28 protein-coding genes and 2 pseudogenes are annotated in these 26,837 nt (G+C 69.2%); 24 read left to right on the top strand and 6 right to left on the bottom strand.

All coding sequences use genetic code 11. The features are described from left to right. Positions 1-18 precede the first annotated feature (18 nt). The 10 genes from gvpJ to ACZ6D7_RS34380 all read left to right on the top strand — a co-directional run bounded on the left by gvpJ (position 19) and on the right by ACZ6D7_RS34380 (position 5,886). Complete coding sequence (gene gvpJ / locus ACZ6D7_RS34425) at positions 19-486, top strand: gas vesicle protein GvpJ (RefSeq protein WP_469499640.1); 468 nt, start codon at positions 19-21, stop codon at positions 484-486. A gap of 12 nt (positions 487-498) precedes the next feature. After that, positions 499-1,248, top strand: coding sequence for a GvpL/GvpF family gas vesicle protein (locus ACZ6D7_RS34420; RefSeq protein WP_469499742.1), 750 nt, complete (start codon positions 499-501; stop codon positions 1,246-1,248). A 1-nt stretch (position 1,249) separates the two neighbouring features. Then, complete coding sequence (locus tag ACZ6D7_RS34415; RefSeq protein WP_469499637.1) at positions 1,250-1,504, top strand: gas vesicle protein GvpG; 255 nt, start codon at positions 1,250-1,252, stop codon at positions 1,502-1,504. Positions 1,505-1,510: 6 nt separating this feature from the next. Continuing rightward, positions 1,511-2,440, top strand: a complete 930-nt coding sequence (locus ACZ6D7_RS34410; protein WP_469499634.1) for a histone protein — start codon at positions 1,511-1,513, stop codon at positions 2,438-2,440. Between the two features lie 6 nt (positions 2,441-2,446). Then, positions 2,447-3,556: an SRPBCC family protein gene (locus ACZ6D7_RS34405; protein ID WP_469499631.1), complete on the top strand. Its 1,110-nt coding sequence runs from the start codon at positions 2,447-2,449 to the stop codon at positions 3,554-3,556. Further along, positions 3,549-3,899 carry a gas vesicle protein gene (locus tag ACZ6D7_RS34400; RefSeq protein WP_469499628.1) on the top strand — a complete coding sequence of 117 codons (351 nt, stop codon included), beginning with the start codon at positions 3,549-3,551 and terminating at the stop codon, positions 3,897-3,899. Before ACZ6D7_RS34405 ends, ACZ6D7_RS34400 begins: the two co-directional genes overlap by 8 nt. A gap of 45 nt (positions 3,900-3,944) precedes the next feature. Continuing rightward, complete coding sequence (locus tag ACZ6D7_RS34395; protein ID WP_469499626.1) at positions 3,945-4,748, top strand: GvpL/GvpF family gas vesicle protein; 804 nt, start codon at positions 3,945-3,947, stop codon at positions 4,746-4,748. A gap of 15 nt (positions 4,749-4,763) precedes the next feature. After that, positions 4,764-4,991 carry a gas vesicle protein gene (locus ACZ6D7_RS34390; RefSeq protein WP_469499740.1) on the top strand — a complete coding sequence of 76 codons (228 nt, stop codon included), beginning with the start codon at positions 4,764-4,766 and terminating at the stop codon, positions 4,989-4,991. Beyond that, positions 4,988-5,266 (top strand): gas vesicle protein K, encoded by a 279-nt coding sequence (locus ACZ6D7_RS34385; RefSeq protein ID WP_469499623.1) that lies wholly within the window; start codon positions 4,988-4,990, stop codon positions 5,264-5,266. Before ACZ6D7_RS34390 ends, ACZ6D7_RS34385 begins: the two co-directional genes overlap by 4 nt. Before the next feature lie 107 nt (positions 5,267-5,373). Further along, entirely contained in the window at positions 5,374-5,886 is a 513-nt protein-coding gene (locus tag ACZ6D7_RS34380) for an SRPBCC family protein (protein WP_469499620.1), read from the top strand. A gap of 177 nt (positions 5,887-6,063) precedes the next feature. On the opposite strand, the gene ACZ6D7_RS34375 is transcribed toward ACZ6D7_RS34380, so the two are convergent. Beyond that, positions 6,064-6,450: a hypothetical protein gene (locus tag ACZ6D7_RS34375; RefSeq protein ID WP_469499618.1), complete on the bottom strand. Its 387-nt coding sequence runs from the start codon at positions 6,448-6,450 to the stop codon at positions 6,064-6,066. Between the two features lie 106 nt (positions 6,451-6,556). Next, positions 6,557-8,089: an FAD-dependent oxidoreductase gene (locus ACZ6D7_RS34370; protein WP_469499615.1), complete on the bottom strand. Its 1,533-nt coding sequence runs from the start codon at positions 8,087-8,089 to the stop codon at positions 6,557-6,559. Positions 8,090-8,245: 156 nt separating this feature from the next. Here ACZ6D7_RS34370 and ACZ6D7_RS34365 point away from each other — a divergent pair, with 156 nt between their 5' ends. The 5 genes from ACZ6D7_RS34365 to ACZ6D7_RS34345 all read left to right on the top strand — a co-directional run bounded on the left by ACZ6D7_RS34365 (position 8,246) and on the right by ACZ6D7_RS34345 (position 12,038). Then, on the top strand, positions 8,246-8,722 hold the full coding sequence (locus ACZ6D7_RS34365) for an SRPBCC family protein (RefSeq protein ID WP_469499612.1): 477 nt from the start codon (positions 8,246-8,248) through the stop codon (positions 8,720-8,722). A 147-nt stretch (positions 8,723-8,869) separates the two neighbouring features. Further along, positions 8,870-9,931, top strand: coding sequence for a YihY/virulence factor BrkB family protein (locus ACZ6D7_RS34360; RefSeq protein WP_469499609.1), 1,062 nt, complete (start codon positions 8,870-8,872; stop codon positions 9,929-9,931). 153 nt (positions 9,932-10,084) lie between these two features. After that, positions 10,085-11,074 carry an iron-containing redox enzyme family protein gene (locus ACZ6D7_RS34355; RefSeq protein WP_469499606.1) on the top strand — a complete coding sequence of 330 codons (990 nt, stop codon included), beginning with the start codon at positions 10,085-10,087 and terminating at the stop codon, positions 11,072-11,074. Between the two features lie 78 nt (positions 11,075-11,152). Then, the gene (locus tag ACZ6D7_RS34350; protein WP_469499603.1) at positions 11,153-11,821 is read left to right on the top strand and encodes a HemK2/MTQ2 family protein methyltransferase; all 669 of its coding nucleotides are present in this window, start codon (positions 11,153-11,155) and stop codon (positions 11,819-11,821) included. After that, positions 11,805-12,038 (top strand): CDGSH iron-sulfur domain-containing protein, encoded by a 234-nt coding sequence (locus ACZ6D7_RS34345; protein WP_469499738.1) that lies wholly within the window; start codon positions 11,805-11,807, stop codon positions 12,036-12,038. Before ACZ6D7_RS34350 ends, ACZ6D7_RS34345 begins: the two co-directional genes overlap by 17 nt. Before the next feature lie 181 nt (positions 12,039-12,219). Here ACZ6D7_RS34345 and ACZ6D7_RS34340 read toward each other — a convergent pair whose 3' ends face one another. The 3 genes and pseudogenes from ACZ6D7_RS34340 to ACZ6D7_RS34330 all read right to left on the bottom strand — a co-directional run bounded on the left by ACZ6D7_RS34340 (position 12,220) and on the right by ACZ6D7_RS34330 (position 14,565). Further along, entirely contained in the window at positions 12,220-13,749 is a 1,530-nt protein-coding gene (locus ACZ6D7_RS34340; protein WP_469499600.1) for a UDP-N-acetylglucosamine 1-carboxyvinyltransferase, read from the bottom strand. A 64-nt stretch (positions 13,750-13,813) separates the two neighbouring features. Beyond that, positions 13,814-13,909 (bottom strand): annotated as a pseudogene (locus tag ACZ6D7_RS34335) (DUF4236 domain-containing protein); the annotation flags it as partial. An 8-nt stretch (positions 13,910-13,917) separates the two neighbouring features. Beyond that, entirely contained in the window at positions 13,918-14,565 is a 648-nt protein-coding gene (locus ACZ6D7_RS34330) for a shikimate kinase (protein ID WP_469499598.1), read from the bottom strand. 326 nt (positions 14,566-14,891) lie between these two features. Between ACZ6D7_RS34330 and acnA the strand changes: the two genes are divergently transcribed. The 7 genes and pseudogenes from acnA to ACZ6D7_RS34295 all read left to right on the top strand — a co-directional run bounded on the left by acnA (position 14,892) and on the right by ACZ6D7_RS34295 (position 23,316). Next, positions 14,892-17,609: an aconitate hydratase AcnA gene (acnA, locus tag ACZ6D7_RS34325; protein ID WP_469499595.1), complete on the top strand. Its 2,718-nt coding sequence runs from the start codon at positions 14,892-14,894 to the stop codon at positions 17,607-17,609. A gap of 134 nt (positions 17,610-17,743) precedes the next feature. Next, on the top strand, positions 17,744-18,469 hold the full coding sequence (locus tag ACZ6D7_RS34320; RefSeq protein ID WP_469499593.1) for a response regulator transcription factor: 726 nt from the start codon (positions 17,744-17,746) through the stop codon (positions 18,467-18,469). Next, positions 18,466-19,980, top strand: coding sequence for a HAMP domain-containing sensor histidine kinase (locus tag ACZ6D7_RS34315; RefSeq protein WP_469499591.1), 1,515 nt, complete (start codon positions 18,466-18,468; stop codon positions 19,978-19,980). The genes ACZ6D7_RS34320 and ACZ6D7_RS34315 overlap by 4 nt, the downstream gene beginning before the upstream one ends. Positions 19,981-20,175: 195 nt before the next feature. After that, positions 20,176-20,568: a hypothetical protein gene (locus ACZ6D7_RS34310; protein ID WP_469499588.1), complete on the top strand. Its 393-nt coding sequence runs from the start codon at positions 20,176-20,178 to the stop codon at positions 20,566-20,568. Between the two features lie 120 nt (positions 20,569-20,688). Further along, positions 20,689-21,270 (top strand): DUF3500 domain-containing protein, encoded by a 582-nt coding sequence (locus ACZ6D7_RS34305; RefSeq protein WP_469499585.1) that lies wholly within the window; start codon positions 20,689-20,691, stop codon positions 21,268-21,270. Between the two features lie 98 nt (positions 21,271-21,368). Further along, positions 21,369-21,851 (top strand): annotated as a pseudogene (locus ACZ6D7_RS34300) (DUF3500 domain-containing protein); the annotation flags it as partial. Between the two features lie 397 nt (positions 21,852-22,248). After that, on the top strand, positions 22,249-23,316 hold the full coding sequence (locus ACZ6D7_RS34295; RefSeq protein WP_469499582.1) for a lytic polysaccharide monooxygenase auxiliary activity family 9 protein: 1,068 nt from the start codon (positions 22,249-22,251) through the stop codon (positions 23,314-23,316). Between the two features lie 289 nt (positions 23,317-23,605). On the opposite strand, the gene ACZ6D7_RS34290 is transcribed toward ACZ6D7_RS34295, so the two are convergent. Beyond that, positions 23,606-24,601, bottom strand: a complete 996-nt coding sequence (locus tag ACZ6D7_RS34290; protein ID WP_469499579.1) for an acetylxylan esterase — start codon at positions 24,599-24,601, stop codon at positions 23,606-23,608. 271 nt (positions 24,602-24,872) lie between these two features. Here ACZ6D7_RS34290 and ACZ6D7_RS34285 point away from each other — a divergent pair, with 271 nt between their 5' ends. Both ACZ6D7_RS34285 and ACZ6D7_RS34280 read left to right on the top strand, forming a co-directional pair. Next, on the top strand, positions 24,873-25,862 hold the full coding sequence (locus tag ACZ6D7_RS34285; protein WP_469499577.1) for an ABC transporter permease: 990 nt from the start codon (positions 24,873-24,875) through the stop codon (positions 25,860-25,862). Then, positions 25,859-26,773, top strand: a complete 915-nt coding sequence (locus ACZ6D7_RS34280) for a carbohydrate ABC transporter permease (RefSeq protein ID WP_469499574.1) — start codon at positions 25,859-25,861, stop codon at positions 26,771-26,773. Before ACZ6D7_RS34285 ends, ACZ6D7_RS34280 begins: the two co-directional genes overlap by 4 nt. Positions 26,774-26,837 lie beyond the last annotated feature (64 nt).

Here is a 26,837-nt window from a genome sequence, read left to right as displayed (position 1 = left end):
CAAGCGGAAGGACGCCCTATGCCTGCGACCACCTACTCCGACGAGGTAGTGGCGTGCCCACCGCGCGCCAGCACGTTGTACGACGTGCTGGAACTCATCCTTGATCGGGGCATGGTGATCGACGTGTTCGTCCGGGTCTCCCTGGTCGGCATCGAGATCCTCAAGATAGACGCGCGCATCGTCGTGGCGAGTGTGGACACCTACCTGAGGTTCGCGGAAGCGTGCAACCGGCTGGACCTGGAGCGTGATTCCGGCAGCACCACCGTTCCCGAGCTGTTCAGCGGAAGGGCTGCCAAGTCCATCGGCAAACGCAAGGTCCGCGAGGCCGCGGAAGGCGTGGGTGACACCGTGCGCAAGGCGGTCGGGGGCCGGGGCGACGACACCGACGAGCCTGACGAGGACGAGGAAGAGCAGCAGGAACGGCCGAGGAAGCGGCGTGCTCCCGCCCGTGGCGGTACGAGCCGACGACGACCCGTGGAGGCATGAGTCGTGACAGTCGTGACAGCCGACGGTGTGTACGTCTACGCGATCATCCGGGCGAGGAGACGATTGCCGACGGACGTGGGCGGTGTGGGCAGCCCGGCTGCCCCGCTGCGAACGATCCAGCAGGGGCGGGTCGCCGCTGTCGTCAGTGAGGCTCCCCCGAATCTGCGCGCCAGACGACGCGATCTGCTGGCCCACCAGGAAGTGTTGCTGCGCCTTTCGGACCAGGGTCCGGTACTGCCCATGCGGTTCGGGATGGTCGCACCGGACGAGGAGACGGTGCGGGGTCAGCTGGCCGCCGGCGAGGCGGACCACATGGCCGCACTGGAACATCTCTCCGACGGGGTCGAGGTCAACGTCAAGGCGTTCCCGGCACAGAACGCGTTGAGAAGCCTCCTCGCGGACGACAAGAAACTCCGGCGGCTGCGGGACGAGGCGCTTCGGCGGCCCGGGTACGAAGCCAACCTCCGACTGGGTGAAGCCGTGGCGGCCGCTCTGGAGAGCAGGGCCGCGGAAGCCGGTCGGGGACTTCTGCGCGAGCTCACACCCAGGGCCCGTGCGGTTGCCTCGGGGCCCGAAGTCCAGGGATGCGTGCTGAACATGTCGTTCCTCGTCGACCGCGGCGACAGCGACGACTTCCGAAGCGCGGCGGAGCAATTCGCCGAGACGCACTCCGAACGTGTCGAGGTGCGTCTCGCGGGCCCGCTGCCCTGCTACAGCTTTGTCTCCGCTGGAGGCAGGCGTGTTCGGACCGTCGGAGTCTGACATGGGACTGATCACCGGACTGCTCACGCTCCCCATCGCACCGGTCCGCGGCGTGATGTGGGTGGCGGAGAAGCTCAACGACGCGGCTGAGCGCGAGTTGCACGACCCAGGAGTGCTCCGTGCCCAGCTGGCTCAGCTGAACCGGGAACTCGAAGACGGAGACATCAGCTTGGAGGAGTTCGAAAGGGAAGAGGAACGGCTGCTCGACCGGCTGCATGCCGCACGGGTCTGCCCTGCGCCGAACGATCGAAGGTGAGCACTCATGGATGACAAGGAAAAGGTGGCGCTCGCGGCCGCTGTAGTGGGCGGCTATGTGCTCGGCCGGACGAAGAAGGGCCGACTGGCTCTGTCCGTGGCGACCTATCTCGCGGGTCGGCGATTCGGCCTCGAACCTCGTCAGCTCGCGGCCGAAGGGATGCGCAGGCTGGGGGAGATTCCGCAGTTCGCCGAGTTGCAGGAGCAGTTGCGAGGGGAAGTCCTCGAAGCGGGCCGCAAGGCAGTGACTGCCGCTGCCGACCGGGGCATGAGCACGCTTGCCGACGCCCTCAGCGACCGCACGGCCCGGATCGGCCAGAAGGCGGACGAGGACGAGGACGAGGCGGAGGAGTACGCGCCGGAAGACGAAGACGCGGAGTACGAGGAAGAAGAAGAGGAAGAGCCGGAAGAGCCGGAGGAGGAAGAGCCGGAGGCCGAGTACGAAGAGGACCAGGAGGCTGAGGGAGAGGAAGAGGGCCAGCCGGAAGACGAATACGAGGCCGAGGCCGAGGCCGAGGCCGAGGGCGAAGAGGAAGAGGAAGAGCCGGAGGAGGAAGAGCCGGAAGAGGAGCGGCCCCCGCGGCGCCGCGGTTCTCCGCGATCGGCTCGGTCCCGCAGGACACCCGCACCGGCGGCACGCAAGAAGGCCGCTCCCGCGGCTCGGGCGGCCAAGGCCGCGCCACGGAAGGCTGAACCGGCCAAGAAGACGGCGGCGAAGAAGTCCGCCGCCGCCAAGAAGGCCGCTCCCGCCAAGAAGTCCGCGGCCAGGAAGACGGCGGCGAAGAAGACCGCTCCTGCCAGGAAGACGGCGGCGAAGAAGACCGCTCCTGCCAAGAAGGCAGCGGCGAAGAAGACCGCTCCTGCCAAGAAGTCCGCGGCCAGGAAGACGACGTCATCGAAGCGAGCAGCATCCAAGCGCGTCGATCGTCGGAGGTAGCCAGTCATGACCAAGACGGAGAAAGACCAGCCCACAGAGGAAGCGTCGGGTGTGGACCGGCTCCGCGAAGAGCTGGCCAACTTCCTCTCCGCGCAGGTGGAGAATCTCGCCGAGAAGGCGGGTGACAAACTGACCGACGTTACCGGGAAGCTTTCCGATGCGGCCGAGAACGGTGGCTCGCTTCCCGCGATCGGCTCCCGCATCCTCAAGGGCGACTCCCCGCTGAAGGCATTCGCTTCGGAGAAGGCCAAGGGTGTCAAGGACAACGTTGTGGGGAAGGCCAAGGAAGCCTTCGGCGGAGGGAAAGGGAAACGCAAGTCCAACGGCGGCAAGGTCATGAACATCATCGAGGTTCTCGATGTGGGAGTGCCCCTGCGTGACGCTTACGACCACTGGACACAGTACGACCAATTCAGCAGCTTCGCGAAGGGCGTTCGCGACGTTTCGAAGAGTGACGAGGTGGAGAGCGACTGGAAGGTCAAGGTCGGCCCTTTCTCGCGCAGCTTCAAGGCGACCGTTCAGGAACAGATTCCTGACGACCGCATCGTCTGGACCTCCGAAGGGTCCGAGGGAACCACCCGCGGCGTGGTCAGTTTCCATGAACTGGCACCCACCCTGACGCGCATCGTCCTGGTCGTGGAGTACTACCCGTCCGGGTTCTTCGAGAAGACGGGCAACCTGTGGCGGGTCCAAGGGCGCCGCATGCGACTGGACTTCAAGAACTTCCAGCGGTACGTCACCCTCACCGATGAAGAGCCCGAAGGCTGGCGCGGTGAAATCCGTGACGGTGAAGTCGTCGTGTCCCACGAGGACGCCATGGAGGAAGAGCAGGCCGAGCAGGAGGAATCCGAGGGCGAGGAGCCCGAGGAGCCCGAGGGTGAAGACGAAGGCGAGGCCGGGGAAGGCGCCGACTCCGCATACGAGGACGAAGACGAATCCGAAGGCGTCTACGAGGACGAGGAGGACGAGGAGGGAGAGGGGGCGGAGGACGAAGGCGAACCGGAAGGCGCATACGAGGACGAGGAAGAGGAGGAAGCGGAGGACGAGGAGGAGCCGGAGGACGAGGACGTATCCGCGTCCAGGAAGCGACGAGGGCAGAGGCGACGCCGTGTCTGACGTCGAATTCCGGCAGAGGTCCTACCCCGTCTCAGGCCCGCAGACCACCAACCTTGCCGACATCCTGGAGCGCGTTCTCGACAAAGGGATCGTGATCGCCGGGGATATCAAGATCGACCTCCTCGACATCGAGCTGCTCACCATCCGGCTCCGCCTGTTCGTGGCGTCCGTGGATACCGCGAAGAAGGCCGGAATCGACTGGTGGGAAACCGATCCGGCACTCAGCTCGCGCGCTTCCCGCAGCGCCCTTCAGGAGGAGAACCGCGCATTGCGTGAGCGTCTGGAGGCGCTCGAATCCAGCACGAAGGACGAATTGCCCAAGCGGCGACTGCCCAAGCGGTGACCCCGCAGCGATGCCCCCAGCGAGGACCAAGGAGAACCGAGACACATGACGGAGCGCGGCCCTGAGCGTTCGGACGCCAACGCCACCTATGTGTTCGCTGTCTGCTGGAACCCGGACCCGTCGGCCGTCGCCGGGCTGCCAGGTGTCACCGACGAGGCGCCTGTGAGCACGCTGCCGCTGGAGACACTGACAGCGATCGTCCAGACCGTCCGAGCACGCGACTTCACCAACGAGGCCTGGCAGGCGCGCCTGTGCGACCAGCGGGAACTGGAGCGATACGCACGCGCTCACCACGAGGTCGTCTCCGCGGTCGCCGCCTGCTGCCCCACGGTTCCCCTGCCGATGGCCACGCTCTACCAGAGTGCGGAGAGGGCGCGGGACGCGCTGGCCGACGAGGCGGACCGGTTCCACGCGGCGCTCGAGCGCGTTGCGCACCACGCCGAATGGGGCGTGAAGGTGTACGTGCCGCCCTGCCCGCCGGACGATGCGATCCGCAGCACCACGCCGACCGACCGGTCCCGCCCGGCGCCCGGAGCCGGCCTCGCCTACCTGGACCGCAAGCGGGGCGCGCAGGAGCGCCGCGAGCGGCGTCAGGACGACGCGCTGCAGGCCGCGGAAGCAGTGGATGCCGAAGTCCGCCGCCTCGCCGCAGCGTCCCGACGGCTGCGGCTGCATGGCCCCCAGGCTTCCGGGGAACGGCGGGTTCAGGTCCTCAACGCGACCTATCTGGTGGCAGAACACCGTGCCGACGAGCTCACCCTGCTGACACAGGCGCTGCGGGAACGGACCGGGGCGCAGATCGAGCTGTCAGGGCCGTGGGTGCCCTATTCGTTCGTCGGCGAGGTGTAGGCCGTGACGCATCACATGACGCATGACGTGGCGCCCTGGGACAGCCCCGGGCCCCTGGACGGCCCCATCGGGGTTCCGCTCGTCGACCTGCTGGACCGTGTCCTGGCGACCGGCGTGGTGATCAGCGGTGACCTGGTCATCGCCATCGCCGACGTTCCGCTGGTACGCCTGTCGCTCCATGCTCTGCTGTCGTCCGTCAGTGAACGCGTCCCGGCGCCCTGGGCGGACGGAGGCCCGCTGTGACCGGCTCTCGACTCGACCTGGACTCCGAAAAGGTGGGACATGACCTCGTCACCCTGGTTCTCACCGTGGTCGAACTCCTCCGACAGCTGATGGAGCGCCAGGCGATTCGCCGCATCGAGCAGGGCGATCTCAGTGATGAACAGGCTGACGAGATCGGAACCACGTTGATGCTGCTCGACCAGCGGATGACAGAACTCTGCGAGCAGCACGGAGTGCGTCCGGAGGATCTCAATCTCGACCTCGGACCACTCGGCACCCTTTTGCCCCAGAACTGAAGTCGGACGCCCTCGTACGGCCCAGAAACGGCCGGGCATCCACTTTCTGGTTGGCAGCCCTCGGCAGGGACACTTGGCGAGGAACGTGACGACTGCGGGAGGTGCCCGTGGCAGTGAGGTATCGGCTGGTCAAAGCGAGTCCGCGGACGGTGTGGGCCGTTCTGTCGGACGGCGACCGCTACACGGAGTGGGTGGTGGGCACCTCGGCGTCCCGGCAGACGCGGGGTCGATGGCCGGAGGTGGGCGCCGCGCTCTCCTACGAGGTCCGGTTCGGCCCGGTCCGCCTGGCCAACGAGACGGTTGTGCGGCGGTCCGAGGAACCGATCGCTCTGGAGCTGGAGGCGAAGGCGGGCGCGCTCGGCACGGCACGGATCGCGTTCGAGCTGCGCCCATGGGGTGAGCACTGTCTGCTCATCGTGGACGAGCATCCGCTGGAGGGCGCCGGCGGCCTGCTGCACAACGCGGCGGCGGAGGTCGTCATCCAGCTGCGGCACCGTGCCGTGCTGGCTCGCCTCGCCCGTATCTGCGAGGCGGAGGACGAGGCGGACGAGGAGATCGCCGAGGGCACGAGCACGGCCTCGGCGGCCGGGCCGCGCGCCCGGGGAAGCGGCGATGCCTGATGCCGCCGACCAGCAGCGCTAGTGACGCGCACCGCCCTGCATGGCCGACCGGGCACGCGAGTCACCGGCCGGACGTCCACTGCGACGCCCGGCGGTGAGCAGCCCATGGCTCGCGCGTGACAAGTGAAGGCGATCGGCCTGGGCGGTCGGGATCTCGGTACCTGGCGACCTGGCGACCTAGCGCGGGCGGCGCCGGGACGGTGGGTCCTGAGGGTCGATGCCGGTCGTCGCGGAGGCGTCCTTGGTGCCGCTGGGGCGCTGGGAGCGACCTCTGCGTCCCGTGTCCCTCCGGCCCTTCTCGTCCGTGTCGGCATACTCCTCGCCGCGTGCGCCGACGCTTTCCACCGAGTCGCCCGGTACGGACTTCCTCTCTTCCTTGGACTTCGTCCGTCCTGGGCCCTTGCCGCCGCCGTGTTCGGCGGTATGGAAGGAACGATGGGCGCTGGGATTGTCCTGCTGACGTGTCTCGTCCACGTCGGGAGACCAGCCGTGCTGTTCAGTGCCCTTGTGACGGCTGGGGCCCTGACCGTGCGGCGGCTGGGACGGCTGTGGCTTCTTCGCCATGGGGTGACCTGCCTGTTCGACGGGGGCGACGCCTGTACGCCACCACATTGGGGCAATTATCCTGCTTTGCGCTTTAGGTGTGTGTTGCAGCTACTTTCGGTCACGTCTATTCCGCGAGGTCGCGCTTTTCCAGCGGACGTACGGCAGGACCCTGGAGCACCCGCCCGTCCGGGGCGAAGCGCGATCCGTGACACGGGCACTCCCACGCCTGCTCCGCGTGGTTGAACGACACCATGCAGCCGAGGTGGGTGCAGCGGGCCGAGACGGCCTGAAGCGAGCCGTTCTCGTCCCGGTGGACGGCGTACTGCCGTGTGCCCCGGCGCACCACGGCGCCGTGGCCCGGGGGGATGTCGTCCGGCGAGGGGCCCGTCAGGGGTGACAGCCGGTCGCCGACGAAGTGCCGGGCGACCTGGGCCTGGTGCTTCAGGAAGGACACTCCCTCGCGGGCCACGGAAGCCAGGCGGCGCGGGTCGTAGAGGCGGTCCCAGGCGACCTCGCGGCCGATGATCAGATCGCTGAGCAGCCGGCCCGCCATGATGCCGCCGCTCATGCCCCAGCCGCCGAATCCGGTCGCCACGTAGGTGTGCCGGCTGCCGGGGTGGAAGGGGCCGACCAGCGGTACGGAGTCGGTCGAGTCGTTGTCCTGCGTGGCCCAGCGGTGGGTGAAGGTGAGCCCGGCGAAGCGGTCGTCGGCCCAGGCGGACAGCCGGGCGAACCGTTCCTCGACGTCCGCGGTGCCGGGGGTGAAGTGTTCCCCGGTGACGATGAGCAGGCGTTTGCCGTCCCGGTACGGCGCACTGCGCACGGAGCGCGTCGCCTGTTCCGGTGTGATGTACATGTCCCGCGGGGCGCGGTCCTCGTCGATGGTGGCGGCGACGACGAGTTCACGGCGTGGGCTGAGGCGGGTGAACAGCAGGGCCCGGTCGAAGGCGGGGTAGTGCGTGGCGATCACGACCTCGCCCGCGCGGACGGACACACCGGCGTCCGTCCGCAGGACGCAGGGTTCGCCCTCGGTGAGGCCGACGACGCGCGTTCCCTCGTACACCGTGCCGCCGCGCCGGCGCAGGTCGTCGGTGAGTGCCAGCAGGTACTTGCGGGGATGGAACTGAGCCTGCCCGCTCACCCGGACCGCGCCGGCGACCGCGAAGGGCAGCTCCGTCCCGGTCACGAACTCGGCCGGCAGACCCGCCTCACGCGCGGCTTCGGCCTCCGCCCGTAACGTATCGACGCGCCGCGGATCCTCGGCGTAGGTGTAGGCCGCCGTCTCCTCCCATTCGCAGTCGACGCCGAGTTCGTCGACGATCTCGCAGGCGTGCCGGATCGCCGCGGTCTGCGAGACCGCGTACAGGCGTGCGCCCTCGGGGCCGCGGGTGTGGCGCAGGTGGTCGTAGACCAGGGTGTGCAGGGCGCTCAGTTTGGCCGTCGTGTGGCCGGTGACCCCGGCGGCGACGCGGCCGGCCTCGAAGACCGCCACCTCGCGTCCTTGCCGGACCAGCTCCCAGGCCGTGGTGAGTCCGGCGATGCCGGCGCCGACCACGGCGACGTCGACGGTCAGATCACCGGACGGCGGGGGAGCGGGGTCGCCGGGCGGTGCGGTCTCCAGCCAGTAGGACCCCTGGATTCCTGTCTCGGCGTTCATGGCGGCCGAGTGCCCCTGGTGGTGCGCGATACGCCTGATCCACCCGATACGCAGTTCTTCGTACCTCTGGACCCAGGTATTTGGCTGGACCCCGGGTATTCGGCTGGACCTGGGTACCCGGCGTCGTGCGGAACGACCGCCTGTGAGGAGGAAGCGATGAGCACGGTGAAGGAAGCAGTGGACGTCGAGGTCCCCGTCCATACGGCCTACAACCAGTGGACGCAGTTCGAGGAGTTCCCGAACTTCATGGAGGGCGTCGAGGAGGTGAGGCAGCTCGACGAGCGGCACAATCACTGGACGACCAAGATCGGCGGGGTGCGGCGCGAGTTCGACACCGAGATCGTCGACCAGCTGGTGGACGACCGGATCACCTGGCGGGTCGTGGACGGCGAGACCCGGCAGCGGGGATCGGTCAGGTTCCAGCGGCTGGACGACACCCACACCCGGGTGGAGCTCACGATGGACGTCGAGCCCAGCGGCATGGCCGAGAAGGGCGCGGACATGCTCGGCATGATCGACCGTCAGGTCAAGGGGGACCTGCACCGCTTCAAGGACTACATCGAACAGCGCGGGGGCGAGACCGGCGCCTGGCGAGGACGCATCCGGCCCGGGAATCCCGGCGCGGCCTTCTGACGACTCGGGACGCGGAACGAGCTCCCGGAGGGGAGCCCATCCACACCCGGGTCCGTACTCCTCAACCAGTCCGCCTGCAGGCGGACTGGTTGAGCAATTTGCGCCGAATGTGGGTATAGGTGCTGTTCGGTCGGATACCCGTACGGAATGACACGAACGATAAGAAGGCATGGAAGGCACGGCGGGGACGTCACGTCCGGCCAGGAGGCCGAAACCGGGCGGACAACGGTTGCCGGGCAGGACGAGCAGGTGGAGCGGCAGGCGCCGGACAGTCCGACGGACCTGCCCGAAGGCTCCTGGAGGACGGTGCTGAAGGGCACCCTCAAGGAGTTCAAGAAGGACGAGCTGACCGACCGGGCGGCGGCGCTGACCTACTACTCGATCCTGGCGCTGTTCCCCGCGTTGCTGGCGCTCGTGTCGCTGCTCGGCATCGTCGGACAGTCGGCGACACAGGCGGTGCTGGACAACATCCAGAAGCTCGCCCCGGGCCCGGCGCAGGACATCCTGCGCAACGCCGTGCAGCAGATGCAGGGCAAGGGAGGGATCGGCTCGATCATGGCGATCGTGGGCCTGGTGCTGGCGGTGTGGTCGGCGTCCGGCTATGTCGCGGCGTTCATCCGCAGCGCCAACGCGGTCTACGACGTTCCCGAGGGCCGTCCGGTGTGGAAGGTGCTGCCGGTGCGGGTCGGCGTGACCGTGCTGCTGATGGTCATGGCTGTGATCAGTGCGCTGATCGTGGTGTTCACCGGTGGTCTGGCCCGGCAGGTCGGCACCACGCTCGGGGTCGGTGACACGGCGCTCACCGTGTGGTCGATCGCGAAGTGGCCGGTGCTGGTGGTCCTGGTCACGGTGATGATCGCGGTCCTGTACTGGGCGACCCCGAACGCGAAGGTCCGCGGCTTCCGCTGGATCACTCCGGGCAGTTTCCTCGCCCTGCTGATCTGGATGATCGCCTCGGCGGGATTCGCGTTCTACGTGGCGAACTTCGGCTCGTACAACAAGACCTACGGCACCCTCGCCGGGGTGATCATCTTCCTGGTGTGGCTGTGGATCACGAATCTGGCCATCCTGCTCGGCCTGGAGTTCGACGCGGAGATGAACCGCCAGCGTGCTGTCGCGGGCGGTCACCCGGCCGAAGAGGAGCCGTACGTCACGCCGCGAGACACCCGGAAGTGGGACGAGGAGGACCGCCGCCGGGCCGGACCCTGAGGTGGCGGGCACGTGCGTGTGGCCGGACTCTGGAAGAGGGGGATCGACTGCTGGCCAGGCGGGCGAGGCCAACGTCGGACAGGGGCGTGGCGGTGGCGTGTGCGCCTGCGCTCACCCAGGTGAGAAGCCCTGGATCACGGGTACTCGGTCCCCATGGATTTCCCACCGAGAGAGCCGACCCTGCCGCGCGCCCGTGGTCGGATCTCGGCGGCGATCGGCGGATACCTGCGGAATGCGGGGCCGCTCCCGGACGAAGAGACGCTTCTCAGCGCCACCCCGCTCGGAGATGATCTACAGCTGGCCCTGTATGTCTGCTACGAGCTGCATTACCGGGGATTTGCCGACGTCGATGCCGACCGTGAATGGGATCCCGACCTGCTCAACGTCCGAGCCGCCATCGAGCAGCCCTTTCTCGAGGCCCTCCGTGACGCGGCGCCCAGGAACAGGCGCGCTGATGAGGCATTGGAGGAACTGCTCGTCGAACCCGTCGACGGGAGCGGCGTCAGCCATTTCTTGCAGCATGAGGGTGAGCTGTGGCAGTTGCGCGAATATGCCGCACAGCGGTCGCTCTACCACCTCAAGGAAGCCGACCCGCATGCCTGGGTACTGCCCCGATTGTGGGGGAGGGCGAAGGCGGGAATGGCGGCCGTGGAGTTCGACGAGTTCGGCGGAGGTCGCGCGGATCGTGTGCACGCCCGCCTGTTCGCCGATCTCATGGCCGACCTCGACCTGAACACCTCGTACGGGCACTATCTCGACGCGGCCGGTGCCGAAGCCCTCGCCATCGTGAACATGATGTCCCTCTTCGGCCTGCACCGCGCGCTGCGAGGAGCCCTGGTGGGGCATTTCGCCGCCGTCGAGATCACCTCGTCCCCGGGTTCGCGGCGCCTCGCCCAGGCCATGCGGCGCACCGGCGCCGGACCGGCCGCCGAACACTTCTACGACGAGCACGTGGAGGCCGACGCCGTGCACGAACAGGTCGTCCGCCGGGAAGTCGTCGCGGGCCTCCTCGAGGAAGAGCCCCACCTCGACGGCGATGTCGCCTTCGGAGTGGAAGCCACCACGTATCTCGAAGACCGCCTTGCCGAGCGCCTTCTCGGCGCGTGGCGGACCGGGGAGTCATCGCTGCGCCTACCTGTCTGATCTGCGAGTCTGCGAGTCGGCCTGCAGGCGGCGAACAAGGTTCTCGCGCAAGCCGCGCGAACCGGAGATGAAACCCCCATGACCACGGTTACTCTGCCCGGCGTCTACACCCCCCAGGACGACACCGACCTGCTCGTCCGACACCTGCGCAACGAATACCTGTGCCCCGAACCCCTTCCCCCACAGGCCGAAGTCCTCGACGTGGGCACGGGCACAGGCGCCGTCGCCTTGGCCGCGGCCCGGCTCGGCGCACGCGTCACGGCCGTCGACATCTCCTGGCGAGCGGCTCTGAACGCAAAGGCCAACGCGGTGCTGGCTCGACTCCCGCTGCGCGTCAGACGCGGCGACCTGCTGGCCCCGGTGTCGGGCCGATCCTTCGACCTCATCCTGTCGAACCCGCCGTACGTGCCGGCCCCCGCCGCTTCGTGCCCCCGACGGGGCTCGGCGCGGGCCTGGGACGCCGGACACGATGGCCGTCTCGTGCTGGACCGCATATGCCAGGACGCACCCGTGCTCCTGCGGCCCGGCGGGGTGCTGCTGCTGGTCCAGTCCGCCCTGAGCGGTCCGGAAGAGTCGCTGCGGCAGTTGCGGGCGAGGGGCCTGCGCGCCGGAATCCTGGCACACCACCGCATCGCCTTCGGCCCCGTCCTGCGTTCCCGGAAAGGCTGGCTGCGCGGCTGCGGCCTGGTCGAAGACGACGACGAGAAGGAAGAGCTGGTGATCATTCGTGCTGTACGACGTGGATGAACGTCGCTGCCGCATAACCGCCCAGCGAGCGGGACCGCTGCTGGTCGAAGGCCCGGTGGAGGTCACTCTGGAGGACGGCACCACCGTGTCGTCCGACCGGTTCTGTGTCGCCCTGTGCACCTGCCGACGCAGTCGGACCTACCCGTGGTGCGACACCAGCCATCGCAGGTCCGAGCGCCCCGGGCATCCGCAGGACGCCATCCGATCCGACTCCTGAACTCCCGGACTGTTCTACCGGCGTCGGCGTCGGCAGGACTGTCCGCGGGGCACGCCGCCCTTCATCCGTGACGGCCCGACGGACGGGTGCTCGCGGAAGGCCACGCCGAGGGCGCGGCAGCCGTGCACCCCGTCCAGGCCCGCGTGCGCGCAGGTCGGACAGGGTGCGGCGGCACCGCCCCTCAGATGTCGCGGAAGATCTCGATCTGCGCCCCGACCGAGTTCAGCCGCTCGGCGAGGTCCTCGTAACCGCGGTTGATGACATAGACGTTGCGCAGCACGGACGTGCCCTCCGCCGCCATCATCGCCAGCAGGACGACCACCGCGGGCCGCAGGGCCGGCGGGCACATCATCTCGGCCGCGCGCCAGCGGGTGGGGCCCTCGACCAGGACGCGGTGCGGGTCGAGGAGTTGGAGGCGCCCGCCGAGGCGGTTGAGGTCGGTGAGGTAGATCGCGCGGTTGTCGTAGACCCAGTCGTGGATGAGGGTCTTGCCGGACGCGACGGCCGCGATGGCCGCGAAGAAGGGGACGTTGTCGATGTTCAGGCCGGGGAACGGCATCGGGTGGATCTTGTCGATCGGCGCTTCCAGCTTGGAGGGCCGGACGGTGAGGTCCACCAGCCGGGTGCGGCCGTTGTCGGCGACGTACTCGGGCGTGCGGTCGTGGTCGAGGCCCATCTCCTCCAGGACCGCCAGCTCGATCTCCAGGAACTCGATGGGGACCCGGCGCACCGTCAGCTGCGACTCCGTCACCACCGCGGCGGCGAGCAGGCTCATCGCCTCGACCGGGTCCTCGGAGGGGGAGTAGTCGACGTCGACGTCGATGTCCGGCACACCGTGCACGGTGAGCGTGGTGGTGCCGATGCCCTCCACCTTCACGCCCAGCGCCTCCAGGAAGAAACACAGGTCCTGGACCATGTAGTTGGAAGAGGCGTTGCGGATGACGGTCACCCCGTTGTGCCGCGCGGCGGCCAGCAGCGCGTTCTCCGTGACCGTGTCCCCGCGCTCGGTCAGCACGATCGGCCGGTCCGGCCGTACGGCGCGGTCGACGACGGCGTGGTACTGCCCCTCCGTCGCCGCGATGTCCAGCCCGAACCGGCGCAGCGCGATCATGTGCGGCTCGATGGTCCGCGTGCCGAGGTCGCAGCCGCCGGCGTAGGGCAGCTTGAACTGGTCCACGCGGTGCAGCAGCGGGCCGAGGAACATGATGATGGAGCGGGTGCGGACGGCGGCCTCGGCGTCGATCGCGTCCAGGTCCAGCGCGGCCGGCGGCACGATCTCCAGATCCACCCCGTCGTTGATCCAGCGGGCCCGCACGCCGATGGAGCTGAGCACCTCGAGCAGGCGGTAGACCTCCTCGATCCGGGCGACCCGGCGCAGCACCGTCCGGCCCCGGTTGAGCAGCGAGGCGCACAACAGCGCCACGCAGGCGTTCTTGCTGGTCTTCACGTCGATGGCGCCGGACAGTCGACGGCCGCCCACCACGCGCAGATGCATCGGTCCCGCGTAGCCCAGTGAGACGATCTCACTGTCCAGTGCTTCACCGATTCGAGCGATCATCTCAAGGCTGATGTTCTGGTTGCCGCGCTCGATGCGGTTGACCGCGCTCTGGCTGGTTGCGAGCGCCTCGGCCAGCTGTGCCTGTGTCCAGCCCCGGTGCTGCCGGGCGTCACGAATGAGCTTGCCGATGCGTACGAGGTAGTCGTCTGCCATGAGGCTGAGGCTATCTCAGATATGAGATGGTGCCTCATGGGGGGTCCATTCGAGTGATGCTTCGTCAATGCCGCCTGGGGGTACGTGTACGACGCCACCCGAAAGGTCCGGGCGAATCCACCGATGTCGTGCGACGTCCCGTGCTGCTGTGCGGGAGCCGTCTTCCGTCTACCCCGGCTCCGCCGTTCCATGGCCGCCGTTGAGGGCGCCGCCGCCGCGCAGCAACCGGTCCGCCGTTCTGCCCGGCGGCTCCTCCCCGGTGTGTACGGTCCGGGTCGCCATCTGCCGTACGGCCGGGTCGTCCAGCCACTGCGCGAGGAAGTCGTGCCCGTCGACGATCCAGCCGCTGCCCTTGGTGTCCGCGCAGCGCCGTCGCAGTACCGCCAGGGACACCGCGCGGTCGGGTGAGGGCAGCAGGTGCACGACGTCATGGCAACGGGCCAGTGCGGCGCACGCAGTGGCGAGTGCCGCCGGGTCGGTGTAGCTGGTGTGCCCGGCGCCCAGCGCGACCACCGTGCCCGGGCGCTCGGCGACCACCCGCGCCACGGCGTGCGCCCGGGCCGGCTCCCACTCGGTCTCGGCGGCGAGCCGCCCCACCGCCCCGATCCGCTCGCGCACCCGTGCGATGCTCCAGCCCACCTCCGCGTAGTACCGGTCGCCGATGGCGTCCAGATCCACGAACGGCACCCCGGCCCGAGCGGCGACCTCCCGCCCCAGCGTGGTCTTCCCGGCACCGGCCGGCCCGATGAGCACCATCAGGGGCGCGGCGTCGTTCTCGGTGCGACCGGGGGTGGGAGGTATGGCGGGGGTGGTCATGGAGGCCTCACGGGGGATCGTCGGGATCTTCGAGATCGTCGGATCTTCGGGGTCGTCGAGATCGCTCGGGTCCGGGCGAGTCAAGCAGCGGCCGCGACCGGGGCGCTACGCGATTTCCCGCCGTCGGGGCTCGGGAGGGGCGAGCCCGGGCATGACCATCCAGCCCCCATGTACTAGAGTTATCTCGACATCGAGATATCTGCCGAGGCGCACCGCAGCCGCCACCCTAGTAAGGGTTACCTAACTTAGCCTGACCTTAGCGGATCGGCCAAGCCCGCGTGGCGGCAGGATGCGGTGGTACGCGCACATCAATGAAGGAGACCGTCGTGTCGGCGAACAGCTTCGACGCCCGCAGCACGCTGCCGGTGGGCGACGAGTCGTACGAGATCTTCCGCCTGGACAAGGTGGAGGGCTCGGCCCGACTCCCCTACAGCCTCAAGGTCCTGCTGGAGAACCTGCTCCGCACGGAGGACGGCGCGAACATCACCGCCGACCACATCCGCGCCCTCGGCAACTGGGACTCGCAGGCCCAGCCCAGCCAGGAGATCCAGTTCACGCCGGCCCGCGTGATCATGCAGGACTTCACCGGCGTTCCCTGTGTCGTCGACCTCGCCACCATGCGTGAGGCCGTCAAGGAGCTGGGCGGTGACCCGGCGAAGATCAACCCGCTGGCCCCGGCCGAGCTGGTCATCGACCACTCCGTCATCGCCGACAAGTTCGGCACCAACGAGGCGTTCGCGCAGAACGTCGAGCTGGAGTACGGCCGCAACAAGGAGCGCTACCAGTTCCTGCGCTGGGGTCAGACCGCGTTCGACGAGTTCAAGGTCGTCCCGCCGGGTACCGGCATCGTGCACCAGGTGAACATCGAGCACCTCGCCCGGACCGTCATGGTCCGCAACGGCCAGGCGTACCCCGACACCCTGGTCGGCACCGACTCGCACACCACCATGGTCAACGGCCTCGGCGTCCTCGGCTGGGGCGTCGGCGGCATCGAGGCCGAGGCCGCGATGCTCGGCCAGCCGGTCTCCATGCTCATCCCGCGCGTCGTCGGCTTCAAGCTCACCGGTGAGCTGAAGCCCGGCACCACCGCCACCGACCTCGTGCTCACGATCACCGAGATGCTGCGCAAGCACGGCGTCGTCGGCAAGTTCGTCGAGTTCTACGGCGAGGGCGTCGCCGCCACGTCCCTGGCGAACCGCGCCACCATCGGCAACATGTCCCCGGAGTTCGGCTCCACCGCCGCGATCTTCCCGATCGACGACGAGACCCTGAAGTACCTCAAGCTCACCGGCCGCTCCGAGCAGCAGGTCGCGCTCGTCGAGGCGTACGCCAAGGAGCAGGGCCTCTGGCTGGACCCGAAGGCCGAGCCGGACTTCTCCGAGAAGCTCGAGCTGGACCTGTCGACGGTCGTCCCGTCGATCGCCGGCCCGAAGCGCCCGCAGGACCGCATCGTCCTCGCCAACGCCGCCCAGCAGTTCACGCAGGACGTACGCAACTACGTCGACACCGTGGACGAGGCGGGCCAGGAGTCCTTCCCGGCCTCGGACGCCCCGGCCATCCACCCCAACGGCGCCCCGTCGAACCCGGTCACCGTCACCGCCCCCGACGGCTCGACGTACGTGATCGACCACGGCGCGGTCACCGTCGCGGCCATCACCTCCTGCACCAACACCTCCAACCCGTACGTCATGGTCGCCGCCGCGCTGGTGGCCAAGAAGGCGGTGGAGAAGGGCCTGACCCGCAAGCCGTGGGTCAAGACCACCCTGGCTCCGGGCTCGAAGGTCGTCACCGACTACTTCGACAAGGCGGGCCTCACCCCGTACCTCGACAAGGTCGGCTTCAACCTCGTCGGCTACGGCTGCACCACCTGCATCGGCAACTCCGGCCCGCTGCCGGAGGAGGTCTCCAAGGCCGTCAACGACCACGACCTCGCGGTCACCTCGGTCCTCTCCGGCAACCGGAACTTCGAGGGCCGGATCAACCCCGACGTCAAGATGAACTACCTGGCCTCCCCGCCGCTGGTTGTCGCCTACGCCCTCGCCGGCTCCATGAAGGTGGACATCACGCGCGAGGCCCTCGGCACGGACCAGGAGGGCAAGCCGGTCTTCCTGGCCGACATCTGGCCCTCCGAGGCCGAGGTCAACGACGTCGTGGCCAACGCCATCGGCGAGGACATGTTCAACAAGTCCTACCAGGACGTCTTCGCGGGCGACGCCCAGTGGCAGGCCCTGCCGATCCCGACCGGCAACACCTTCGAGTGGGACGCCGAGTCGACCTACGTCCGCAAGCCCCCGTACTTCGAGGGCATGACGATGGAGACCACCCCGGTCTCCGACATCACGGGCGCCCGCGTCCTGGCCAAGCTGGGCGACTCGGTCACCACCGACCACATCTCCCCGGCCGGCGCCATCAAGGCCGACACCCCGGCCGGCAAGTACCTCACCGAGCACGGTGTGGAGCGTCGTGACTTCAACTCCTACGGCTCCCGCCGAGGCAACCACGAGGTCATGATCCGCGGTACGTTCGCCAACATCCGCCTGCGCAACCAGATCGCGCCGGGCACGGAAGGCGGCTACACCCGCGACTTCACCGTCGAGGGCGCGCCGGTGGCGTTCATCTACGACGCCTCCCGCAACTACATCGAGCAGGGCATCCCGCTGGCCATCCTGGCCGGCAAGGAGTACGGCTCCGGCTCGTCCCGCGACTGGGCCGCCAAGGGCACCGCGCTGCTCGGCGTCAAGGCCGTCATCGCCGAGTCCTACGAGCGCATCCACCGCTCGAACCTCATCGGCATGGGCGTCCTGCCGCTCCAGTTCCCGGAGGGTGCCTCCGCCGAGTCCCTCGGTCTGACCGGCGAGGAGACCTTCTCCTTCACCGGCGTCGAGGAGCTGAACAACGGCACCACCCCGCGCACGGTGAAGGTCACCACCGACACCGGCGTCGAGTTCGACGCGGTCGTCCGCATCGACACCCCCGGTGAGGCCGACTACTACCGCAACGGCGGCATCATGCAGTACGTGCTGCGCAGTCTGATCCGCAAGTAAGCGGCTCCGCAAGGCAGTTGAGGGCCGTACCCCCGTCGCCGGGGGTGCGGCCCTTCGCCGTGTTCGTCCCGGGTCATCGCCGACCCTCAGGCTGAACACAGGCTTCCCCCAGCCGGCCGGGACAGGATCGGGACATGACTGGCACCCCCGGGACCCGAACCGGCCGCGTCCGCGTGCTCATCGTCGACGACGAGCCGGCACTCACCGAAGTGCTGTCCGTGGCGGTCACCGAGGCGGGCTGGCATCCCTACCCGGCGGCCGACGGGCAGAGCGCCCTGCGCGTGGCCCGGGGCTGCGCCCCGCACGCCGTCGTCCTCGACGGCATGCTCCCCGACCTGGACGGCATCCAGGTACTGCGCCGCCTGCGGTACGAGAGCCCCGAACTGCCCGTCCTCATGCTCACCGCCCGCGACGCCCCGGAGTACCGCATCGACGGGCTGGCCAACGGCGCCGACGACTACGTCACCAAACCCTTCTCCCTGGAGGAGGTCGTGCTGAGACTGCGCGGACTGCTGCGCCGCTCCGGCGCCGAACGCACCCGCGCCGCCGACGACGTACGCGTCCTCGGCGGTCTGGTGGTCACCGCCCGGACCCGGGAGGTGCACCGCGACGGCGCCCCGGTCGCGCTCACCGCCAAGGAGTTCGACCTGCTCAGCCTGTTCATGGAGCACCCGCGCCAGGTCCTGAGCAAGGCGCAGATCCTCGACCACGTCTGGAGCAGCTCCTTCGACGGCGGCGGCAACCTCGTCGAGGTGTACATCTCCAGCCTGCGCCGCAAGCTCGACCGGGGCCGCGCGCCGATGATCCACACCGTGCGCGGGCTGGGGTACGCGATCAGGCCGGTGGAGGACGGGAGATGAACCTCCGCCGGCTCCGGGGCCGTTCCCTGCGCACCCGTCTCCTCCTCCTCATCACCGCCATCCTGGTCGCCGTGTGCGCGGCCATGGCCCTCACCACCGTCTTCGCCCAGCGCGCCTACCTGCTGGGCAACCTCGACGACCGGGTCACCAACGCGGCCGAGCGCAGCCTGGGCGGGGCCTCGCTCCACCCGGACCTCACCGGTGACCTGACCTTCCTCAACGAGAGCGGCCACCCCGCCGGCATGCTCGCCGCCCGCCTGGACGCCGACGGCACGATCCTCGCGGCGGCCACCGTGGGCCAGGACGCCCCGCCGCAGAACCTCACCGCCGCCCAGATCGCGGCCCTGGCGGACATCGGGACCGACGGGTCGTACCACACCCGAACGGTCCCCGGCCTGGGCACCTACCGCGTCACCGCGCTCGACCAGGACGGCGTCCGCGTCCTCACCGGCCTCCCGATGGACGACGTCCAGGACATGATCAGCGGCCTGGTGGTCATCGAGGCCGCCGTCGCGGCGGCGGGCCTGACCGCGGCCGGCTGCGTCTGCGCGGTGGTCATACGACGACAGCTGCGCCCCCTCGGCCGGGTCGCCGCCACCGCGGTCGAGGTCTCCCGGGCACCGCTCTGCCGAGGCGAGGTGACCGGTCTCACCCGTGTTCCCGAACGCGACACCGATCCCGGCAGCGAGGCCGGCCAGGTCGGCGCCGCCCTCAACCGCATGATCGACCACGTGGAGTCCTCGCTCGCCGAACGCCAGCGCAGCGAGGAGCGGGTGCGCCGCAGCGAGGAACGCATGCGGCGCTTCCTGGCCGACGCCAGCCACGAACTGCGCACCCCGCTCGCCTCGATCTCCGGCTACGCGGAGCTGATGAACCGCGGCACCGACCGCATCGAACCGGGCATGGCCTGGCGCCGGGTCACCGCGGAGTCGGCCCGGATGACCGGCCTGGTCGAGGACCTGCTCCTGCTGGCCCGCCTGGACGAGGGCCGGCCGCTCCAGTCGGCCGAGGTGGACCTGGCGTCGCTGGTCGCCGAGGCGGTGTGGGACGCGCGGGCCGCCGGCGACGGTCACGACTGGCAGCTGGAGCTGTGCCTGGACGCCCCGCCGCTGGTCCTCGGCGACGAGGCCCGCCTCCACCAGGTGGTGGCCAACCTGCTGGCCAACGCCCGCGTCCACACCCCGGTGGGCACCCGGGTGGTGGCCGTGGTCGAGGCACGCGACGGCCTCGGCACGATCCGCGTCCGCGACGACGGTCCCGGCATCCCGCCCGCTCTCCTGCCGACCGTCTTCGAACGCTTCACCCGGGCCGACGCCTCCCGCGCCCGGGCCACCCAGGGCGCCGGCTCCGGCCTCGGCCTCGCCATCGTCGCCGCGATCACCGCGGCCCACGGCGGCCGGATCGACGTCCGCAGCGAGCCGGGCCGTACCGAGTTCACCGTCGAACTGCCCCTGACGGGCGAGACGGGCGCGGACACTCTGACCTGGAGTTCACGGGCGTCGCTGCGGTGAGGCGGGGAGCCGGCCGAGCCGCTCTCCCGCCCGCGTCGCGGCCACGTCCCGCCCCGAGGGACGCTCTTGGCCGAAAACCTCCTCCCTGACTCTTCTGACGTCCACCCGTCTCCTGTACACCCGTGCGAGTGGCGTGACTACCCTTGATCGACAGCGGGCGGACAGCGCCCGGTCGGAGCGGGGGGGGGACACTCGATGTGGGACGGGCCGTTCTATCGCGTCCGGCGTGACGGGTACGAGATCTGTTTCGTACCCGACGCCTACACACCTCTCGACGAGATCGACGACGTCGACATGTGGGTGACCTTCGACAGCGGGGAACGCTGGTCGGGGACCATCTACACCCTCGACGTCGTGCACCGTGTGATGGACAAGCGGCGCGGGACCGACGAGTGCCTCGGCGGCCGCTACTTCTATGTCTGGGACGGGCTGATCGTCCGCGACAAGGGAATCGCCGAGATGGTCGAGGTCGTCGACGAAATGGTCCGCACCGGGGACTACAGGAGCGTCTTCCGGGACGTGGGCCCGACAGAGGACCCGGAGGACGAGGAGGAATCGGAGAACTCGGAGGACCCGGAGGACGCTTGACGGTGACCTGGAGTGCGTTTCTTCCGTTTCCGCTCAGTTTCCGCCCCCAGAGTCGTCCCCGCGCAGCCGGAAACACGACGCGAAACCGGTCGCCGCGCCCACGCCGGTCGCCGCACCTTCATGCGCAAGGTCTTCTTCGCCGGCGGCGCCACCGCCGTCGCGACCATGGGCGGCGCCGGGGCCTGGGCAGCGATGGCCGACGACACCACCGGCACGGCGGACGCCTCCGCCTCGGCCTCCGCCTCGGCCTCCGCCTCGCCGAGCGGCGCGCCCAGCGGGGGTCCGGGCGGCGGGGCCGGTGGAGCCATGCCCACGGAGGGCATCACCGAGGAGTTCTTCGGCCTCACCACCGACGGCAAGCGGATCGACGACCTCTACCCGATCCACTCCCAGGGCGTCGACACCGCCCCGGTGATCGCCGCGGCCGAGGCCTTCCTCGCCGGGCTGAGCGACAGCGAGAAGTCCGACGCGCAGTTCACCGTGCACTCCACCGAGTGGCGGCTGTGGTCCAACACCGACGCCTACTCCCGCCAGGGCGTCTCCATCGCCGACCTCTCCGACGAGAAGAACGCCCTCGGCGAGGCCCTGCTCAAGGCCGCCCTCAGTGCCCAGGGCCTGGAGACCACCCAGCTCACCCGGAAGATCAACAAGGCGGCCTGCGAGGCCGTCAGCAACACCCAGTACGCCGAGGCGTACTACTGAACGATCATGGGGACGCCGTCCGCGGCCGAACCCTGGGGCTTCCAGTTCGACGGCCATACCTGGTCGTCAACTATTTCGTCCTCGGTGACCAGGTCGTCATGAGCCCCTGCTTCTGGGGCTGCGAACCAACCTCGATGGAGATCGACGGCACGAGGACCGAGGTGATGCAGGAGGAGATCGAGGCGGCCCTCGCGGTCGTCAACTCCCTCGACTCCACCCAGCGGTCGAGGGCGATCCTCAAGTCCGAGAAGGACAACGACGAGATCACCGCCGGCGCCTTCACGGACAGCGCGGTCGTCGAGTACAAGGGCCTCCTCGCCACCGGGCTCACCGCCGCCCAGCGCAAGCTGTTGCTCACCCTGGTCCAGCGTTTCGTCGGCAAGGCCAAGGACGAAGTGGCCAAGATCCAGATGAGCCAGATCAGGAAGCACCTGAACGAGACCTACTTCGCCTGGATGGGCGGCACGGCCGACGACTCGGCCTTCTACTGCCGGATCCAGAGCCCCGTCATCTGGATCGAGATCGACTGCCAGTCGCCGTTCGCCTTCGGCTCGCTCTACGGCGAGACCAACGGCGGCGACCCGACCCAGCAGCACCTGCACTGCGTGGTCCGCACGCCCAACGGCAACGACTACGGCAAGGAACTCCTGCGCCAGCACCTCCTGACCTCCCCGCACCACCACGGAGACCGGCAGTTCCCGACAGCGCCGTACGCGCCCGTTTACAAGTGGGCCGTACGGCGCTACCTTCCGCCACAGGTGAGGTGGGAGCGCTCCCATCACGTTACCCGGCGGACCGGAACCCGCCCGGACCCGGGAGCGTTCCCGCCTCGCGCACCCGCACCCCACCCCATCGCGCTCGACCCCCGCACCCCCACCCCCCGTGCATCCCAACCCCCACCCCCCCGCACGCCCGCACGAACTCCCCATACGCGCACGGTCCGTACATGGAAGGACGGACTCCGTCATGTCTTCTGTCATGATCACAACAGCAGTGCCGAGGTCGCGGTCACGCGGCAGAGCCCTGCTCCTCGTCCTCCTGGCCCTGGTGGCCACCGTCCCGGCCCTCGGTCTCATCGTCACGACCGGCGGCAAGGCCGAAGCCCACGGAACCCCCATGAAGCCGGGCAGCCGCACGTTTCTGTGCTGGCAGGACGGTCTGACCGACACCGGTGAGATCAAGCCGATCAACCCGGCCTGCAAGAACGCCCAACAGGTAAGCGGCACCACGCCGTTCTACAACTGGTTCTCCGTCCTGCGCTCCGACGGCGCCGGCCGCACCCGCGGCTTCGTCCCGGACGGCCAGCTGTGCAGTGGCGGGAACACCAACTTCACCGGTTTCAACGCCCCCCGCGACGACTGGCCGCTGACCCACCTCACCTCCGGCGCGACCGTCGACTTCTCGTACAACGCCTGGGCCGCGCACCCGGGTTGGTTCCACGTCTACGTCACCAAGGACGGCTTCGACCCGACCCGGACCCTCACCTGGGACGACATCGAGGACCGGCCCTTCCTCAGCGTCGACCACCCGCCGCTCAACGGCTCCCCGGGGACGGTCGAGGCCAACTACTCCTGGACCGGGCAGCTCCCGGCGAACAAGTCGGGCCGCCACATCATCTACATGGTCTGGCAGCGCTCGGACAGTGCCGAGACCTTCTACTCGTGCTCCGACATCGTCTTCGACGGCGGAAACGGCGAGGTGACCGGTGTCCACGAGCCCGGCAACCCCTCCGAGCCCGTCCCCGGCACCTGCACCGCCACCCGCCGGACGACCGGCAGCTGGAACGGCGGCTACCAGTCCGAGGTGACCGTCACCAACTCCGGCGACGTCCCCATGCTCGGCTGGATGGTCGACTGGGCCCTGCCGACGGGGCAGTCGGTCGCCAGCCTCTGGAACGGCAACGCCACCTACAACGGCCAGGCGGTGATGGTCCACAACGCCGACTGGAACGGCTCACTGAGTCCGGGGCAGAGCACGACCTTCGGCTATGTGGTCACCGGCTCCGGCGGCGACAGCGCCACGACCCTTCCCTGCCGGGTGGGGTGACCTGGTGGGGTGACCGAGTGGGGTGACCGGGTGGGGTGACCGGGCGGGGTGACTCCGACCCCGCTCCGGGCGGACCCGGTGGGCAGCGAGCCGCGCGCCCGCCGGGTCCGCGAGCGGGCCGCCCCCTGGGGGGAGTAGGGCGGTCCGGGGCCCGACCCGGACGGTGCCACGGGCCGGAAGTCGAGGCCGGAAAGGCGTGAGACAACGTTGTCGCAACGCCGTCGGCGACTTTACCGTGTCACCGCTCGCCGCCGCCAATTGGGGTGCCGGTCAAGGAAGTTGCGGAGATCTACACCGTCACCACCCGCGCCAGCCACTCCAGTTGCCGCCGCACCTGTTCCGCCTCGCCCCCTTCATGCCCGTTGAACGGGTACGCGTGGATCTCCCGGCGCGGATCCGCGCCGCCCCCGCTCAGCTCGCCGTAGCGGTTGAACGCCGCGTACGCGCCGCTCGGGGGGCACACCGTGTCGCGCAGGCCGGTGCCGAAGTGGGCCGGGGCGTGGGCGCGGCGGGCGAAGGAGACGCCCTCCATGTAGGAGAGCGTGCGGAACGCGGCCTGTTCGGCGCCGCGGTGGACGGAGAGGTAGGCGGTGATCTCGCCGTAGGGTGCCGCGTCGGTGAGGTCCAGGGCGCGGCGGATGCCGCACAGGAACGGGGCGGTGACCAGGACCGCGGCGAGATCGGGAACCAGGCCGGCCACCGCCAGGGCCAGTCCGCCACCCTGGCTGTTGCCGGCGGCGGCGGTCCTCGCGGGGTCCACGCCGGGCAGCGCGCGGACCGCCGTCACCGCGCGCACCGCGTCCGTGATCAGCCGGCGGTAGTGGTGGTCGTGCGGGGAGAGCAGGCCGCGCACCGCAGGGCCCGGGCCGCCGGAGGCGTGGGCGTGCGGGTCGGGGGTGGCGCCGCCGTTGCCGTACTGGTCGCCCTGGCCGCGGTTGTCCATCAACAGGTGCGCGTACCCGGCGTTCACCCAGGTCAGCCGCTCGTGCGGGAGGCCCCGGCCGCGGCCGTAGCCGACGTACTCGACAACGGCGGGAAGCGGTCCCCGGGCGTGCGCGGGGAGGCTGAACCAGGCCCGGACCGGCTCCCCGGCGAAGCCGCGGAACGTGACGTCCCAGGTGTCTGTCAGGCGCAGTCCGGTCTCCACCGGGCGGACCGACACCAGGGGTTCGTGCTGCCCGGCGTCCTTGAGGGTGTCCTGCCAGAACGCGTCGAAGTCGGCGGGCTCGTCGAGGCCGGGGCGGTGGCGTTCCAGCTCCGCCAGGGGCAGGTCGAACGCGGGCACGGGGCACCTCGCAGGGGTCGTGGGCGAACGATCGTTGCGTATCCCGTCCAGAAATTTGCGGAGGACGGGTAGCACCGGACTCCCCGGTTCTACCCCACCCGTGGACGACTTCAACGCCGTATGACGTCCCACCGGTCCACCGTGCAGCACCCATTGACAGCGCTTTCCGTGTGCCCTTACGTTGCCGCAGAGTTACCGGTAAGGGCACGAAAGTTTCGAGAGCGCATGTGGCGAGTCGAACGTTTCGAGTGACGCCCCGGGAGGCCCGAGCATGAGCACCTCCACCACGTCGGCCCCACCCCCAGGAACCCAGGACCCACCGCCGAAGACCCGGCACGGCCCCGAGCGGCCGGCCCCGCGCCGGGGCTGGCGGCACGCGCTGCGCCGGGACTGGCAGCTGTACTCGCTGGCCGTGCTGCCGCTGCTGTTCTTCCTGGTCTTCCGCTATCTGCCGATGATCGGCAACGTCATCGCCTTCCGCCGCTTCGAGCCCGGCGGCTCGATCCTGGGCGAGCAGTGGGTGGGGCTGCGCTACGTGCGGATGTTCCTGTCCGACCCGACCTTCTGGCAGGTCTTCCGCAACACGCTGTGGCTGGGTGCGCTCACCCTCGTCTTCTGTTTCCCGATCCCGATCGTGCTGGCGCTGCTGCTCAACGAGGTGCGCCGACGCTCGCTGAAACGGTTCGTGCAATCGGTTTCGTATCTGCCGCACTTCCTGTCGATCGTGATCGTCGCGGGCATCACCCTGCAGATGCTCGCCACCGACGGGCCCGTCAACCATGTGCTGGGCTGGTTCGGCCAGGATCCGGTCCGGTTCATCCAGGAACCCGGCTGGTTCCGCACGATCTACGTCGGCTCGGAGATCTGGCAGACCGCCGGCTGGGGCACGATCCTCTACCTCGCCGCGCTGACCACGATCGACGAGGACCTGTACGAGGCCGCCCGGATCGACGGCGCCAACCGGTGGAAACAGATCTGGCACGTCACCCTGCCGGGCATCCGCCCCACCATGGTCACGCTGCTGATCCTCAACATCGGTACGTTCATGGCAGTCGGTTTCGAGAAGATCCTGCTGCTCTACAACCCGCTGACCTACCCGACGGCCGATGTGGTCTCCACCTACCTCTACCGGGCCGGCGTCGAGTCCAACAGCTTCAGCTACGCCGCCGCGATCGGTCTGTTCGAGGCGGTCATCGGCCTGGTGCTGATCACCTCCGCGAACCAGCTGTCGCGCCGCGCGGTGGGGACGAGCCTGTGGTGAGCCCGCCGACCTCCCTGTCCGGGCGTCCGCGCACCTCGGTGAACCAGCCCACCAGCGGATACCGCGTCTTCCAGGGCGTCAACGGAGTGATCCTCACCCTGGTCGTGCTGGTGACCCTCTACCCCTTCGTCAACATCGTCGCCCGGTCCTTCAGCGGCGAACGGCAGATCCGCGCCGGTGAGGTCACCCTGTGGCCGAAGGGGTTCAACCTCACCACCTACGACATCGTCCTCCGGGACACGATGTTCTGGCGCAACTACGGCAACACCGTCTTCTACACGGTCGTCTCCACCGTCGTGGCCATGCTGCTGACCACGTGCTACGCCTACGTCCTGTCGAAGAAGAACCTCAAGGGGCGGGGCGTCCTCGTCGGGGTTGCCGTGTTCACCATGTTCTTCTCCGGCGGACTGATCCCGAACTACGTCCTGGTCACCAGCCTCGGCCTGAAGAACTCCGTCTGGGCGATCGCCCTGCCCAACGCCATCAGCGTCTTCAACCTGCTGGTGATGAAGGCCTTCTTCGAGAGCCTGCCGACCGAACTGGAGGAGGCCGCCGAGATCGACGGCCTGAGCACGTACGGCATCCTGCTGCGGATCGTGCTGCCGCTGTCCAAGGCGGTGATCGCGACGATGGTGCTCTTCTACTCGGTCTCCTTCTGGAACTCCTGGTTCTCGGCCTACCTCTACATGGACCGCACCGAGCTGATGCCGGTGACCGTCTATCTGCGCAACCTCATCTCGGGCGCCACCACGGGCGGCAACGCCGGCGCCGCCACCGAGCAGCTCAGCCAGGTCGGGGCGAACATCCAGGCGGTCACGATCGTGCTCACCGCGCTGCCCATCCTCTGCGTGTACCCCTTCGTCCAGCGCTACTTCGTCTCCGGCGTGATGCTCGGCGCGGTCAAGGGCTGACAGCCGCCGGACATCCACACCCCACCCCGCACCCCCGCACGTCCACGCCCCATCTCGCTCGTCC

Source organism: Streptomyces sp. NPDC041784 (genome assembly GCF_055591025.1).
The sequence above is the reverse complement of the archived record's forward strand: the minus strand, read 5'-3'. Positions and strand labels throughout refer to the sequence as shown.